The following is a 14,001-nucleotide window of genomic DNA, read 5'->3' on the forward strand; positions in this document are numbered from 1 at the left end:
TGTTCGCGTTTAGCGTGGTTACGCGATTTATTTCGAGCTTCGTATGAAAAACAATGATATCAAAGACAGCACACGACCGATGGGCCTGTTGTCACTAATATTGTCTTTTATGGCACTATTTGTGATCTCTGGCTTGTTGTTTTTCCCGATCGATCACGAAACCCGTCAAGTTCTTATCGGTCTGGATTTCATAATCTGTAGTATTTTTCTATTACAGCTCACCATTGATTTGATCCGGTCCACAGATCGGTGGTTGTTTCTTAAACGTCATTGGATAGATTTCGTGGCGAGCATCCCATTAATAGAGCCACTGCGCTTTGCTCGTATCTTTCATATTCTTCGAGTGGTATTAGTACTGCGCTCGTCAAAGTTCATTTTGCATCAGCTCAAAGAGAACCGCCGCGAAACCACGGTCGCCTCAATATTACTGTTGATGGTGATCCTCATTACGCTCGGTTCTAGTGCCATGCTGTTTATCGAAGCGAAAAACCCAGAAGCGAATATTCGCACTGGCGCCGATGCTTTGTGGTGGGTATTCGTAACGATCTCAACCGTTGGTTACGGCGATCATTATCCGGTGACCTCAGTAGGAAAGTTTTTAGCCGTCATCATCATTGTTTGTGGTGTGGGGATCTTTGGTATGATTTCGGGTCTTATCACCTCTATCCTTACTGCCCCGACAAAACAACAGACGCACAGCTCAATCAATAAAGAACGTATGCTCGAGCAACTCCTAAGCCAACAAGCGCAAATACTAGAACGACTCGACTTCATAGAACAAGAGCTGCAACAAAGCAAAACAAAGACAAAAAAATAGGACCATGCGGTCCTATTTTTTGTACAGGTACTCAAGGTGATCATTCACGCCAATAAGGCTGCACTTCCACACTGATCGCTCGGGTTTGATCCATTGCATGCAAAATTGAACGCTCTTGACGGTGCAACCAGCGTTCTAACTGCTCTTTTTCTGCGTCTTCCAGCATATCTACCAACGGAAGCAAGTGGTTCAGCATTAGCAGATCATCGATACCATGCACCAGATCCGCCCATGGCAAACGGAAGCTGTTACGCTCATCCGAGTTATATAGACTCGCGAAACCAATACCAGTATAGAGATTACGCAGCAAGCGATAGCGCTGATCAACGTACTCTTGCGCCGTCAGGTCGCGCTCTGCAGGGAAAGCTTCCATTAGTTCTGCCCAAGTGCGATCGAGCTGAGTGACTGAAAACGGCATGATATTACTTGCCATTTTTTCGCGCGCTTTTTCATCAAGAAACGGCTGCCAGCCACGCGCTAAGATCCAGCGACTAAGATCCAGCAATAACCCGGTGTAACGCGCGGAATTGAGCAACCCTAGCACTTCTTCACGGCTTGGCAGCTCTTGTAACTGCTGAGTCAACTCAGATACTAAGAACTTACGCGCATCCAACTTACGCAGCACGTTGCCTTTGTCATCTAAGAGCTCTTCAAGGTGTGCATGCTCATCCAACCAACTCAGCTCTTCTTCCAACCATTTGAGCTCTTGGCGCAGAATCGCACTCGCGCGACGAGGGACAACACCACCAAAAATGGTCAATGTTTGACGAATAAAACGAATGGCATTGCTGATTTCACGTAGCGCTTCCACATTGTCACGCTCAGCATAAATTTGCTCGTGATAATGCCAGTGAGATAGGGCGTGTTCTAAAGAGTTGATCAAGCAGTATTCAACGGTATCCGTCGGGCTACTGTCCACAAGCGCCAACGATTTTACTTCATCACCTGCATAGCCACTTGCAAGTCGATAGCCTTTCGCCGCTTTACTCAAGTTACCCAAACGCATGCCACCTTGCTCACAAAAGCTACGTGCTAGTGTAAATAGGGCATCGGTTTGGCCCGATTTAAGTTCCAGTTCAACTTCGCAAATCGGTTCTTGTTTCTCTTCCCCATCTTCACCTTTGGCTACGACCATACCTTGGTCAAACGCCACTTCTATTTGGCTACCGTCTGGCATGCCAATCAGCCACTGTTCACGTGTGAAGTTGGTCGAGAATAACGGCATAAGCTCAGATTGCAGCGTTTCTGCGTCTTTACCTGGCGGCCAAATGTCTACAGGATGAAGCGACAGGTTAGGCTCGTCGCTAGTGTGCTCAGCATTGTATTCTGGTCTTTGATGTAAGCCTGCGACGACGCGTCCTGCTGTCTTTACGGTTTGGACGAATACATCATCAAAACGGCGAATTCTTAAACCAATGTCGTGCTTTCTCAGCCATTTATCGGCGGTATCAAAGTAGGTGTTACCCAAGTCACGACAACTATGCTGAAGTACTTTTGTCTCAGAAATTTTTTCTTTTAAAGTTTCTGAAAATTCAGGAGAAACAAAAAACTTCAGTTCTATTTCGGTTTCCATAGCTATACCTTTCAAAGCAGATAGAAACAGGATATTGCGTAATTTCTCGCACGGCAAGAGAGAAATATCGCCGGAATGATGATCTAAAACAGTTTTAATGAGCGATTTAATGCGTTACCATGCGCGCCTTTATAGCCATCGTTCAACATTTCGCCAAGCACTCAGAAATGGTGTATGTTTTTTTAAGGTTATAGTTATTAGGTTGAATGACCATGCCAGTAAATACAATTATGGGGTTATTTGCAAAGTCCCCAATTAAGCCTTTGCAACGCCACGTTGTGTGTGTCAACGAATGTTGTTCACACTTGGTGAAATTCTTTGAAGTATCTTCAAAGGGTGACTGGGAAAAAGCATCTGAAATCCGTGCACAAATTTCTCACCTAGAGAAAGAAGCGGACGTGCTGAAACGTGAAATCCGTCTAAAACTGCCTCGCGGTTTGTTCATGCCAGTAGACCGTACTGACATGCTTGAGCTTCTGACTCAGCAGGACAAACTTGCAAACCTGGCAAAAGACATTGCTGGCCGTGTATATGGTCGTCAACTTGTCATTCCTGAGGCTCTCCAACCAAACTTCCTCGCTTACGTTCAACGTTGTCTTGATGCGGCCGATCAGGCGCAAAAGGTAATCAATGAACTTGATGAATTGCTAGAAACCGGCTTCAAAGGTCGTGAAGTGACGCTCGTCGCTGAAATGATTCATCAATTAGATGTCATCGAAGATGATACCGATGCTATGCAGATTGAACTTCGTCAACAGTTGATGGCGATTGAGTCTGACATGAACCCTATCGATGTCATGTTCTTGTACAAGATTCTTGAATGGGTAGGTGGTATTGCCGACCAAGCGCAGCGCGTAGGTGCTCGTTTGGAAGTCATGCTATCTCGATCTTAAAACATAAAGTTAACGACATAACGAAGAGCATAATGAACACGTGTCATAGGGACGATGACTATTTTCATCGTCTTATGGTTTGGCGCGCGTAAAATTTTGTTCCGCTTGTTATAAAACAACTAGGTATTACGATGGATATCCTTGCGAACTACGGCACTGTCCTGATTATTGTTGCAGCGATTTTTGGTTTCATGATGGCGATTGGTATTGGCGCGAACGACGTTGCTAATGCGATGGGTACATCAGTAGGTTCAAAAGCGCTAACCGTAAAACAAGCTATCATCATTGCGATGATCTTCGAATTTGCAGGTGCTTACCTTGCAGGCGGTGAAGTAACCGACACTATCCGTAAAGGTGTAATCGAAACTTCTTTATTTGCTAGTCAACCTGACGTTCTTGTCTACGGTATGATGTCTGCTCTTTTGGCTGCGGGTACATGGTTACTTCTTGCCTCTTACATGGGCTGGCCAGTATCTACGACTCACTCAATCATCGGTGCAATCATTGGTTTTGCATGCGTATCAGTAGGTACTGAAGCGGTTGACTGGGGCAGCGTTCAAGGCATTGTTGGTAGCTGGATTATTACACCTGTGATTTCAGGTTTCTTTGCTTACGTTATCTTTGTCAGCGCACAACGTCTGATTTTTGATACTGAGAACCCGTTATTCAACGCCAAACGTTTTGTTCCTGTTTACATGTTCATCACAACAATGGTGATTGCACTTGTAACTATCAAAAAAGGTCTAAAACACGTTGGTCTTCACCTAACCAATGGCGAAGCTTGGATGTGGGCAGCAGCAGTTTCAGCACTCGTGATGGTTGGCGGCTACGTATACATCCAGAAAAAATTCGCTAATCGCGAAGAAGACCGCAGCTTTTCTGGCGTGGAAGGTATCTTCAGCGTTCTGATGGTTATCACCGCTTGTGCAATGGCATTTGCACACGGTTCAAACGACGTTGCAAACGCCATTGGTCCACTGTCTGCTGTAGTATCGACTGTTGAACACATGGGCGAAATCAGCACGAAAAGCACCATCGCTTGGTGGATTCTACCTCTTGGTGGTATTGGTATCGTGGTCGGTCTTGCGACACTGGGTCACAAAGTAATGGCAACCGTTGGTACAGGTATCACTGAGCTAACTCCTAGCCGTGGTTTTGCAGCTCAGCTAGCAACCGCTTGTACTGTTGTTCTAGCTTCTGGTACTGGTCTGCCAATCTCAACCACTCAAACATTGGTTGGTGCGGTTCTCGGTGTTGGCTTTGCTCGTGGTATCGCGGCACTAAACCTGGGCGTGGTTCGTAACATCGTGGCATCATGGATCGTTACACTACCAGCAGGTGCACTATTGGCCGTTGTATTCTTCTACGGACTTCAAGCGATGTTCGCTTAAGACACTCGTCAATAGAATGTAAGCGCTTTGTCATTATTGACTCAAACGCACAGAAAGGGAGGCTTTGCCTCCCTTCTTTGTTGCACCGAAGTTTGAAACTGCATACTATTCGTCTATTTCCGGCTCCAATCATTCGGTGCCAACGCTGTCTCCAAGAAAAATCGTTAAGGGATTTACTGTGAAAAAACTAATCATCACGGTTTTGTTTACTTTGCTAGCAGCGCCAGCGGCCCTAGCAGCAGACCGTTATATTTCTGATGACCTCTTCACTTTTATGCACTCAGGTCCAAATAACACCTACCGTATTATTGGTAGTGTTAATGCCGGTTCTAAAGTACAACTTATTAAAACCAACCGAGATACTGGCTATACGCAAGTTCGTGATGACCGCGGTCGTACTGGTTGGGTACAAAGCAAGTTTGTGACAAACCAAGAAAGCATGGCGATTCGCCTTCCTCGCATTGAGAAAGAGCTAGCAGAAGTGAAAGAGCAGCTTGCTAACGCTCGTAAAACTTCTGATGCAGAGAAAGCCGGCCTTGTTACCTCTCTAGAAACGCGCAACCAACAAATTTCCGATCTTGAGAATAAATACTCTGAGATCAGCGACCAGCTTACTTCTGTTGAAACAGAAAACCGCGAGCTGCGCGCTAAACTGGATACACAAAAAGACGACATGCTGCTTAAGTACTTCACTTATGGCGGCGGTGTTGCAGGTTTAGGTTTGCTATTTGGTTTGATTCTTCCGCATGTCATGCCTCGTAGAAAACGTTCACCTGCGGGTTGGGCATAAGTCCTTAGCCCTTTTATCTATAAAAAAGAATGCAAAAGCCAGTCGATATTCGACTGGCTTTTTTGTTTGCTTAGTTTTACGGAAATCTGCACTACTCCCCCATTGAACTAGATGCTCGACGACGATCCGTTGCGCCATAAAGCTTGCCATCTTTTAGCTCAATTGCATTCAAACCACTTACCACTGGAATAACGTGTACTGGGTAGCCAAGCTCCATAAACTCCGGCACCAACATTTCTGCGAAGGTTTTCTTCTCCACCAGCAAGCCTGTTGGGTCATACGGCTTCGTGCGGTCTATCTTGGTACCGTACTGGATGTTTGGTAAGTCAATAGCCTCTTGCGCTGATAAGTTCCAATCCAGCACGCCAACCACGGTTTTGAGTACATACCCCGGGATTTGCGAACTTCCTGGTGAACCGACAACCAAACGCAAGTTATCATCACTGTCCATCACCATTAATGGCGTAATGGCTGAGCGTGGACGCTTACCCGCTTCAATCGAGTTTTGAGTAGGCTTACCGTTAAGCGTTGGTTGAGGTGAAAAGTTTGCCATTTGTGCATTCAAGATAACGCCATCAACCATGACACCAGATCCCATTCCCGTGCCAACGGTGCTGGTCATAGCAATCGCATTACCTTCCCTATCAACGATAGAAATGTGCCCTGTATCTTTGCTCTCGAAGCCTTGATATTGCGCATACTGAGTTTGCGTTATCTGTCCGGCTTTTGGATTCTCTTTCGAGGTGCCATTATCAGGGATTAAATCACGTCTCTGGTCCAAATAGGTTTTAGATAACAATTGTTCAACTGGTGCTTCCACATAATCCGGATCTCCGGCATACGCAATACGATCAGCTTTTGCTAAGCGCATCGCCTCGGTCATTAAACGCCAAGGCTCTACATCCGTTTTCGCCATATGGGCAATGTCATAGGGTGCAAGCAGTTCAAGACTCTGAGCGACCATCACACCGCCAGAGGCCGGGTAACCAAACGAAACTATTTTGTTGCCTCGATAATCGCTTTCAATAATATCGCGAGATTTCACCTGATAGTTTTTAAAGTCCTCTAACGACAATTTCTCATGCTGATCGTTAATACGACGATTCACCGTATCAACAATATGTTGACCAAGTGCACCACCATACAAATAGCGATCGCCTTGCTGAGCTATTTTCTCTAGCGTCTCAGCCATTTTAGGGTTCTTCATTAACGTCCCTGTTGGCTTCACTTCATCATCTTGCCAATACAAGGCTTTAATTTCTGGATCGCGAAGCAAACGCGTTTGCTCTCGCACGACGATATCATAGGTATAGCTGTTCATCGCGTACCCATCACGCGCGAGCTTAATCGCAGGTTGAACCAACTCAGACCATGGTAATTTGCCGTATTGCTCATGAGTGGAATAAAGCAGACGTAAGGTGCCCGGCACTGCAACGGAGCGAGGCCCTAAAATTTCATCGCGGCTGAGTGCTTTCCCATTTTCAATAAACATCTCAGGGTGAGCGCTAGACGGCGCTTCATCTCGCCCATCAAGGGCTAAAAACTTCTGCTTGTCATGTTGATAAAACAGCGCGAAAGTACCGCCTCCAATTCCCGTCATATCCGGTTCAACCACAGACATCACCATCTGCATCGCGACCATGGCATCAACGGCGTTCCCGCCCTCTTTCAATATTGAATAACCAGTGCTGCTCACGTAAGGGTTGGTCGCACTGACCATAAAATCTTGTCCGTTATTATCTGGTGTTATAGGGAAAGGGATCGGCTTTGCTGCGTAACTTAACGACGCAACAACACTTAAAGAAAAAATCAGAATACGCATGTGTCTCTGTGTAGACTCCTGTTATTTCATGGGGTCTAACGTGGACCTGGTCGTGATGACGAAGTTCGTCAATATGGCGTTTTTTTACACAACGCTGACTGGAGTCATTCTACTAATACATGACTGATATTGATGTAATTTAAACAACTGAGAAAAGCTATATTTAGCTTGTGTGAGTCCCTAAAAATCATCACTCAAATAGATGAAAAAAGACCTTATGAGAAACAAAAAAAGCCAGCGACATGACCTCGCTGGCTTGATGATTTACTATAAAAAACGGCTACCCTTTCCACTCATACAACGCTGGGATACGAATTTGCTCACCTTGGAACTCGACAATCACCGCTTGCGGTTGTATTTCTCTTAATGTGACCTGCCCATCAACAACATCTCCTTGATGATATTCAACATTGTTAATTTTCACCCAGCGGCGATTTTCATCACTGGCGTACATGTGAGTTTGCAAATTGAGCGCAGGTAAACGCCCTTGCCATTGATGAGCGTTGCGCTCTAAATCGTTCACGCGCACCGTTTGTGGTGAAGGCGCATCATCTCGGGATAACGCATTTTCGACCTTTCGCGCTAAATCAGGAGATAATGAGGACAAGTCAAGATCATCCAGAGACAAACCTAGGTCCTCTTCAACCACTGAAGTGCCTTGAGTTGATACAGATGTTTCTATCTCGTCTTTGTTTGCTGTATTACTCACGTATTCATCAGATGTTGCAAACGTACCAAAATCACGAGACAGCTCTGCACTTGGCCACTCTCTTGGCAATTGCGCCAACTGAGTAGTTTCAGGATAGTCCAATGCTTTGAACGGTTGTTCCGCTTCCATCTTAGCCTTAGGGGCGGAAGTACTAGCTTCAGCATGAGGCGTAAGGAGATCTAAATACCAAGCAACTCCGATTGCAGCAACGGTGATTGGCAGCAAGAACAGACCTATATGTTTCATGGCTGACATTATGCGTCCTCCTTCTCGATTCGTGCCAGTTGAGGCGCATCTGGCTGCACGTTTTGTTGAAGACGATCTAGCGTCCGCTTACCTGCAATGCCGTCGACCCCAATACCTTGCCAACGTTGGAATAACTCAACTCGCTCTTTCATCGCACCATCAAAAATAGACGTTTCAAGCAGTGGCTCACTTACCGCTTCTGCTAATAGTCGGTCTAATACTTCGATCGCTGGGCCTTCCATGTCTAAACGTAATGTCTCTTTCAACGGCGCTTGCCACAGTTCAATGATATTGCCTTGCCACATCGGCTTTAGCCACGAAATAGGCAGACGCAGACGCTGCTTGCCATTGAGCACTTCGACTTTGTCATTGCCGACGGCGTACAAAATGACATACCCAACATCACCTTGATAATTCAACTCCAAAATCACAGGGCGATTTTGTTGCATCAGCAGCGGCCAGGTCGCCATTTTACGCTCACAACGCATGGTCGATTGGGGCTCTAATAAACAAAGATTGTCGCGAACCGATGCTTGATAACCCCACAAACGATACAAATCATTCACGGCGAGATTCGACTGTTTTTGTGCTAACAATAAGTCACGCTGATCATCTGTCAATTGTTGGTTGACGACTATTGGCGTTGGCTCCTCTCTTGGTGCGGTCACTTGCGCCAACACTGACGTTGCTTGAGCTGGCATATAATTCACGACAGCCCACCCCGTACCCAATGCAGCAATAAGACCCACCGTGACTGAGCCCCAAGCAGGCCAACGGAAAGTACGGCGCTCTTTTTTATCTTGCTGATAAATATCTGCCTGAAACTGCATCACCTCTTCACAGGCCTGCTGAACAGTTTGCTTATCCACCACCACATTACCTTGGTGATAACTGATGTTGAGAGATTTATCACAGATAAGATTAATCAAGCGCGGGATGCCGTGACTGTATTTGGCAATGAGTTTACAAGAAGCACGATTAAACAGTTGCTGGTCACCACCTGCCGTATGTAATCGAAACGCGATGTAATCTTCTGTCTCTTTTTCATCCAACGGCAACAAGTGATAACGCCCAGTAATGCGCTGAGCGAGCTGGCGTAGTTGCGTCGTTTGTAATAACCGCTGTAATTCAGGCTGTCCGACCAACAACACTTTGAGCAGTTTTCTGGTATCGGTTTCCAAGTTGGTCAACAAACGTAGCTGCTCTAAAACGTCGGCAGCAAGGTGTTGAGCCTCATCAATGACCAGCAATGTCTGCCAGCCTGAGCGATAATTACGCAGCAAGTATTTGTGAATCACTTGGTTTAGCTGTTTGAGGTTTGCATCTGGCGGGTAAGTAATTTTGAATTCATCGCAAATAGCTTCGAGCAAGTCTCGACTCGAAAACGTGGGATTTAGGATCAGACCCGCTTTGGTGTTATCACCTAAATTCGCCAGCATCGCTTTTGCGACGGTCGTTTTGCCTGTACCCACTTCGCCAGTAAGCATAGCAAAACCACCGCCATCGCCTAGCCCGGCTTGGAGATGTGTGATTGCCTCTTTGTGACGTTGGCTTAAATACAAATAACGTGAGTTTGGAACAATCGAAAATGGTTGTTCTACAAACCCAAAAAAGTCCTTATACATTAGGCTCTCCAGCTAAAAAACCACCAGGGAATAGTCAGATATAATATAAACATAGCTGCATCTACTCTCGGGAGTAAAGAAAAGTACCATTGCTTGCTACAATGTCCAACGGCATATCAACAAATTAAGAGGTAATTCGTGCAAGTTTATTTAGTAGGTGGCGCAGTTCGAGATAAATTGCTCGGAATTGATAGTTATGACAACGACTGGGTGGTCGTAGGTGCGACTCCCGAGACGATGCTGTCCCAAGGGTACACCGCCGTTGGTAAAGACTTTCCTGTATTTTTGCACCCAAAAAGTAAAGAAGAACATGCACTTGCGCGAACGGAAAGAAAGTCAGGGTCTGGTTACACTGGCTTTGAGTGTTTCTTTGATCAAAGTGTCACCTTAGAAGAAGATTTAATTCGTCGTGATTTAACCATTAATGCAATGGCAATGGATGATGCAGGTAAGCTCCATGATCCTTACGGCGGCCAGCAAGATCTCAATAATAAACTACTACGTCATGTCTCAGACGCCTTTGTCGAAGATCCTCTACGCGTTTTACGTGTCGCTCGCTTTGCTGCCAAGCTGGCTGATCTAGACTTTACGGTTGCCGACGAAACCATGCAGTTAATGCGCCACATGGCAGAATCTGGAGAGCTGAGCACACTGACTCCCGAGCGTGTTTGGCAAGAATGGCATAAATCCCTCTCCACCCCTCGCCCTGATATTTTCTTATCGGTTCTAAGAGATTGTGGTGCATTGACCGTTGTTCTACCTGAAATTGATGCACTATTTGGCGTACCTCAACCAGAAAAATGGCATCCAGAAATCGATACGGGCATCCACACTTTGATGGTGGCAGAGCAAGCCGCAAGATTGAGTGACTCACTCCCCGTCAGATTTGCCGCCCAAGTGCATGATTTGGGCAAAGGGGTGACACCAGAGAGCGAATGGCCAAGCCACAAAATGCATTGTCATACAGGATTAAAACTGATCAAAAAGCTGTGCGAGCGTGTCCGGGTGCCGAATGAGTTTCGTGATTTAGCCTTGATGGTGTGCGAACAGCACTCCAATATCCATCGTGCGGCCGAGTTAAAGCCGCAAACCATCATAAAAATACTCAACAAATTCGATGTGTGGCGCAAAGCTGAGCGCTTAGAAGATATTTTAATATGCTGTCAGGCTGACCATGCAGGTCGAAAAGGGTTAGAAGAGAAGCCTTATCCTCAAGCTGAGATTTTTACCCACGCTTATCAAGCCGCAGCCGCCGTAGATGTTCAGAGCATCATTAAGGATGGATTTAAAGGCCCGGCAATACGTGATGAACAAGAAAAGAGACGGATTGAAGCGGTAAGAGTCGCTTTGAATAAATGATCTGAGCTCAGATTAATTAACCGAATTGTATTCATGCCAGGTCATTCCAGCGGGCCTTAGCGAGACTAGGAATCTAATATCAGCACGCAGGGAAGTTTTAGAAGTGGCCAACGCCACAAGAAACTCGGAGAGAAGGTTCTGAACCTCGCTCCTTCGTCGCTGTTCAGAATGACGTTGTGGTTTAGGTATGCAGCTTGCGGTTAAGCAAGCTGCCAATCCGTCGTGTTATCAGGCGCTAAGCAAGAACGCAAACAAACCGAAACCTAGAATCAGACGGTAAATCACAAACGGTGTCATGCCCATTCGTGAAATCATCTTTAAGAAAAAGTGGATACAAATATATGCACTGATAAACGATGTGATGATACCAGTCAGCAAGAAGCCAATATGGACAGGTTCACCACTGGTCACTAGCTTCATGCCTAAATAGCTACCAGCTAATGTAATGATCGGGATCGACATTAAAAATGAAAAGCGCGCAGCCGCTTCTCGAGTAAAGCCGAGGTAAAGTGCAGCCGTAATGGTCGCCCCTGAACGCGACGTTCCAGGAATCATCGCTAAGGCTTGGGCAATACCGATAAACACGGCTTTCTTCCAACCCGTTTGGTATTCATCCGCAACCAACTTAGCGTTTTTGTCTACCCACCAAAGCAACAAGCCAAATACGATCGTTGTGGTCGCGATGACATAAGCGCTACGTAGATACACTTCAATGATGTCTTTCATCAACAAGCCGAACACACAAGCTGGAATCGTCGCAATCACGATCATCCAAGCAAGTTTTGCTTCTTTACTCCTATCTCCTTTAAAGATCGAAGCAAATAATGCCTGGAACAGAGTGATCACTTCATGACGAAAATAGATCACTACCGCCATTAATGTACCGACGTGAACAGCAACATCAAAGGCTAGACCTTGGTCTTCCCATCCCAAAATGGCGGAGGGCAGGATTAAATGGGCTGAGCTCGAAATAGGCAAAAACTCTGTCAGACCCTGAATCAGAGCCAGAATAAAGGCTTCAAAATAACTCATGTAAACAACTCAAATTAAAAATGAAAAAGAAACAGGTTTGAGTGAATCGACTGGCTGCATTGCATGCCAAATATCTGCGACTGTGCGTCCATCGCCTGGGATCACTAATTGAGGTTCGAGATCATACAGAGGCTTTGTGACAAAAGGATATTTGTAAATATCACTGCGAGGTAGCTCAGGTTTTTTCTTGGAGACGCATTCACCGAACAACACTATATCGAGATCCAGTGTTCGATCCTGATACTTTTGCGCATTTTCTTCGCGTCCCCACTTAAATTCAATCTCACGTAGCTGATGACTCAACTCTTCTAATGACAACTCGGTACGCATTGCAACGACAAAGTTGTAGAAGTTCCGGCTGCTAAAGCCAATAGGTTCACATTCATATACCGGCGATACGAGGAGACTTTCTCCAAGCTGTAGCAGCTCCTGATACGCAGCGAGCGCATGTTGCTCTCTTTCTACATTCGTACCAACACCGATATAGGTGGTGATCATGCTTGACCTCGCTCAATCACGACACCAACAGCGCGTGCTTGTGGCACGGCACCAGGTTTTGCTAAACGGATTTTCACCCAAGGCACAGAGAAACGCTGCATGATAAGCTCTGCCACTTCTTCGGCTACGCGCTCAACCAACAGAAAACGACCATTTTCAATATGGTTCAGTACCGCCTCACTCACTTGCGAGTAATCCAACGCATCTTGCACATCATCACTTTTACCCGCAGGCTTATTGTCGTGCGCCATTTCGATATCCAGAACCAACTTTTGTTTAATTTGTTGTTCCCAGTCGTACACGCCAATCGTGGTGATTACTTCTAATTGTTCAATAAAAACTTTATCCAGAGCCATCTTATGTCCTTCTATTACAGAGGTCGGATACCCGTGAGGGGTAATTTGATCGTAGTATTCTATACCTAAGTAACATTTACTTGGGTCATCACAATGTTACTTAGGTATAAACTGCGAAAGCATCTTTATATACAAGAAATCACATAATGCAAGCTCTATCACAGTGAGGATTTCTGCATTATGTGAATTCGAGGTATGATAGCAACTACGCGGGAACCGAGCATTAAATTCCAATCCATCAAGGACTTCTATGGACGCACTGGCACTGATAATGACAATGGCCGCCTATTTACTGGGTTCGGTTTCCAGTGCGGTTTTGATCTGTCGACTCTTAAAACTGCCAGATCCACGCAGTGTAGGCTCCAACAACCCTGGAGCAACGAACGTATTGCGTATTGGCGGACGAGGAGCCGCTGTTTCAGTCTTGTTGTGCGATATGCTCAAAGGCACCATCCCCGTGTGGGGCGGATACTTTCTTGGTATCGACCCTATCATTCTTGGCGTCATCGCCATTGCTGCCTGTCTTGGGCACATGTACCCCATCTTTTTCCACTTTAAAGGCGGAAAAGGTGTCGCAACCGCGCTTGGCGCTATCGCTCCGATTGGTTTGGACTTAACAGGATTAGTGATGTTAACTTGGCTGTCAGTCGCCGCGCTATTCCGCTATTCATCCTTAGCGGCTCTCGTCACGGTTTTGGTCACTCCGTTTTATACCTGGATGTTTAAACCGCAATACACGTTACCTGTTGCTATGCTGTGTTGCTTAATCGTATTTAAGCATCATCAAAATATTCGGCGGCTTTTGTCTGGCGACGAGCCAAAAATCGGCGAGAAGAAACTGACACAAAAAAACTCGGCTTAATGCCGAGTTTTTCGTTTAAAGAGGGATG

13 protein-coding genes are annotated in these 14,001 nt (G+C 45.8%); 6 read left to right on the forward strand and 7 right to left on the reverse strand.

The window, feature by feature from the left end; all coding sequences use genetic code 11:
• Nucleotides 1–43: 43 nt before the first annotated feature.
• Complete coding sequence (locus F7Y48_RS12465) at nucleotides 44–817, forward strand: potassium channel family protein (protein ID WP_182036187.1); 774 nt, start codon at nucleotides 44–46, stop codon at nucleotides 815–817.
• Nucleotides 818–857: 40 nt separating this feature from the next.
• On the opposite strand, the gene F7Y48_RS12470 is transcribed toward F7Y48_RS12465, so the two are convergent.
• Entirely contained in the window at nucleotides 858–2,390 is a 1,533-nt protein-coding gene (locus F7Y48_RS12470) for an inorganic triphosphatase (protein WP_257887261.1), read from the reverse strand.
• A 212-nt stretch (nucleotides 2,391–2,602) separates the two neighbouring features.
• On the opposite strand from F7Y48_RS12470, the gene F7Y48_RS12475 reads away from it, so the two are divergent.
• The 3 genes from F7Y48_RS12475 to F7Y48_RS12485 all read left to right on the forward strand — a co-directional run bounded on the left by F7Y48_RS12475 (nucleotide 2,603) and on the right by F7Y48_RS12485 (nucleotide 5,464).
• The gene (locus tag F7Y48_RS12475) at nucleotides 2,603–3,283 is read left to right on the forward strand and encodes a TIGR00153 family protein (RefSeq protein WP_031780508.1); all 681 of its coding nucleotides are present in this window, start codon (nucleotides 2,603–2,605) and stop codon (nucleotides 3,281–3,283) included.
• 131 nt (nucleotides 3,284–3,414) lie between these two features.
• Complete coding sequence (locus F7Y48_RS12480; RefSeq protein WP_005395948.1) at nucleotides 3,415–4,674, forward strand: inorganic phosphate transporter; 1,260 nt, start codon at nucleotides 3,415–3,417, stop codon at nucleotides 4,672–4,674.
• 178 nt (nucleotides 4,675–4,852) lie between these two features.
• Entirely contained in the window at nucleotides 4,853–5,464 is a 612-nt protein-coding gene (locus tag F7Y48_RS12485) for a TIGR04211 family SH3 domain-containing protein (RefSeq protein WP_031780509.1), read from the forward strand.
• 91 nt (nucleotides 5,465–5,555) lie between these two features.
• On the opposite strand, the gene ggt is transcribed toward F7Y48_RS12485, so the two are convergent.
• From ggt to F7Y48_RS12500, 3 genes are all read right to left on the reverse strand, one after another.
• Complete coding sequence (gene ggt / locus F7Y48_RS12490; RefSeq protein WP_316684376.1) at nucleotides 5,556–7,286, reverse strand: gamma-glutamyltransferase; 1,731 nt, start codon at nucleotides 7,284–7,286, stop codon at nucleotides 5,556–5,558.
• A 280-nt stretch (nucleotides 7,287–7,566) separates the two neighbouring features.
• On the reverse strand, nucleotides 7,567–8,250 hold the full coding sequence (locus F7Y48_RS12495; RefSeq protein ID WP_005395951.1) for a general secretion pathway protein GspB: 684 nt from the start codon (nucleotides 8,248–8,250) through the stop codon (nucleotides 7,567–7,569).
• Complete coding sequence (locus F7Y48_RS12500; protein ID WP_258507604.1) at nucleotides 8,250–9,866, reverse strand: ExeA family protein; 1,617 nt, start codon at nucleotides 9,864–9,866, stop codon at nucleotides 8,250–8,252. The genes F7Y48_RS12495 and F7Y48_RS12500 overlap by 1 nt, the downstream gene beginning before the upstream one ends.
• Nucleotides 9,867–10,004: 138 nt before the next feature.
• On the opposite strand from F7Y48_RS12500, the gene F7Y48_RS12505 reads away from it, so the two are divergent.
• Nucleotides 10,005–11,225, forward strand: coding sequence for a multifunctional CCA addition/repair protein (locus F7Y48_RS12505; protein WP_258507606.1), 1,221 nt, complete (start codon nucleotides 10,005–10,007; stop codon nucleotides 11,223–11,225).
• A 228-nt stretch (nucleotides 11,226–11,453) separates the two neighbouring features.
• Here the strand turns inward: F7Y48_RS12505 and F7Y48_RS12510 are convergent, their stop codons facing one another.
• The 3 genes from F7Y48_RS12510 to folB are packed head-to-tail and all read right to left on the reverse strand — an operon-like array spanning nucleotide 11,454 to nucleotide 13,111.
• Nucleotides 11,454–12,257, reverse strand: a complete 804-nt coding sequence (locus tag F7Y48_RS12510) for an undecaprenyl-diphosphate phosphatase (protein WP_006743204.1) — start codon at nucleotides 12,255–12,257, stop codon at nucleotides 11,454–11,456.
• Nucleotides 12,258–12,266: 9 nt separating this feature from the next.
• Nucleotides 12,267–12,755 carry a 2-amino-4-hydroxy-6-hydroxymethyldihydropteridine diphosphokinase gene (folK, locus tag F7Y48_RS12515; RefSeq protein WP_109168771.1) on the reverse strand — a complete coding sequence of 163 codons (489 nt, stop codon included), beginning with the start codon at nucleotides 12,753–12,755 and terminating at the stop codon, nucleotides 12,267–12,269.
• Nucleotides 12,752–13,111: a bifunctional dihydroneopterin aldolase/7,8-dihydroneopterin epimerase gene (gene folB / locus F7Y48_RS12520; RefSeq protein WP_005436044.1), complete on the reverse strand. Its 360-nt coding sequence runs from the start codon at nucleotides 13,109–13,111 to the stop codon at nucleotides 12,752–12,754. The genes folK and folB overlap by 4 nt, the downstream gene beginning before the upstream one ends.
• Nucleotides 13,112–13,361: 250 nt before the next feature.
• On the opposite strand from folB, the gene plsY reads away from it, so the two are divergent.
• Nucleotides 13,362–13,973: a glycerol-3-phosphate 1-O-acyltransferase PlsY gene (gene plsY, locus F7Y48_RS12525; protein ID WP_005379857.1), complete on the forward strand. Its 612-nt coding sequence runs from the start codon at nucleotides 13,362–13,364 to the stop codon at nucleotides 13,971–13,973.
• Nucleotides 13,974–14,001 lie beyond the last annotated feature (28 nt).

Source organism: Vibrio sp. 2-1-2a (genome assembly GCF_032648565.1).
GTDB lineage: Bacteria > Pseudomonadota > Gammaproteobacteria > Enterobacterales > Vibrionaceae > Vibrio > Vibrio diabolicus.

Excerpts from the sequence above, each read along its gene's own strand:
- F7Y48_RS12495 (WP_005395951.1), bottom strand. The coding sequence starts at position 8,250 with ATGTCAGCCATGAAACATATAGGTCTGTTCTTGCTGCCAATCACCGTT.
- F7Y48_RS12480 (WP_005395948.1), top strand. The coding sequence starts at position 3,415 with ATGGATATCCTTGCGAACTACGGCACTGTCCTGATTATTGTTGCAGCG.
- folB (WP_005436044.1), bottom strand. The coding sequence starts at position 13,111 with ATGGCTCTGGATAAAGTTTTTATTGAACAATTAGAAGTAATCACCACG.
- F7Y48_RS12465 (WP_182036187.1), top strand. The coding sequence starts at position 44 with ATGAAAAACAATGATATCAAAGACAGCACACGACCGATGGGCCTGTTG.
- F7Y48_RS12470 (WP_257887261.1), bottom strand. The coding sequence starts at position 2,390 with ATGGAAACCGAAATAGAACTGAAGTTTTTTGTTTCTCCTGAATTTTCA.
- ggt (WP_316684376.1), bottom strand. The coding sequence starts at position 7,286 with ATGCGTATTCTGATTTTTTCTTTAAGTGTTGTTGCGTCGTTAAGTTAC.
- F7Y48_RS12475 (WP_031780508.1), top strand. The coding sequence starts at position 2,603 with ATGCCAGTAAATACAATTATGGGGTTATTTGCAAAGTCCCCAATTAAG.
- F7Y48_RS12500 (WP_258507604.1), bottom strand. The coding sequence starts at position 9,866 with ATGTATAAGGACTTTTTTGGGTTTGTAGAACAACCATTTTCGATTGTT.
- F7Y48_RS12510 (WP_006743204.1), bottom strand. The coding sequence starts at position 12,257 with ATGAGTTATTTTGAAGCCTTTATTCTGGCTCTGATTCAGGGTCTGACA.
- plsY (WP_005379857.1), top strand. The coding sequence starts at position 13,362 with ATGGACGCACTGGCACTGATAATGACAATGGCCGCCTATTTACTGGGT.
- folK (WP_109168771.1), bottom strand. The coding sequence starts at position 12,755 with ATGATCACCACCTATATCGGTGTTGGTACGAATGTAGAAAGAGAGCAA.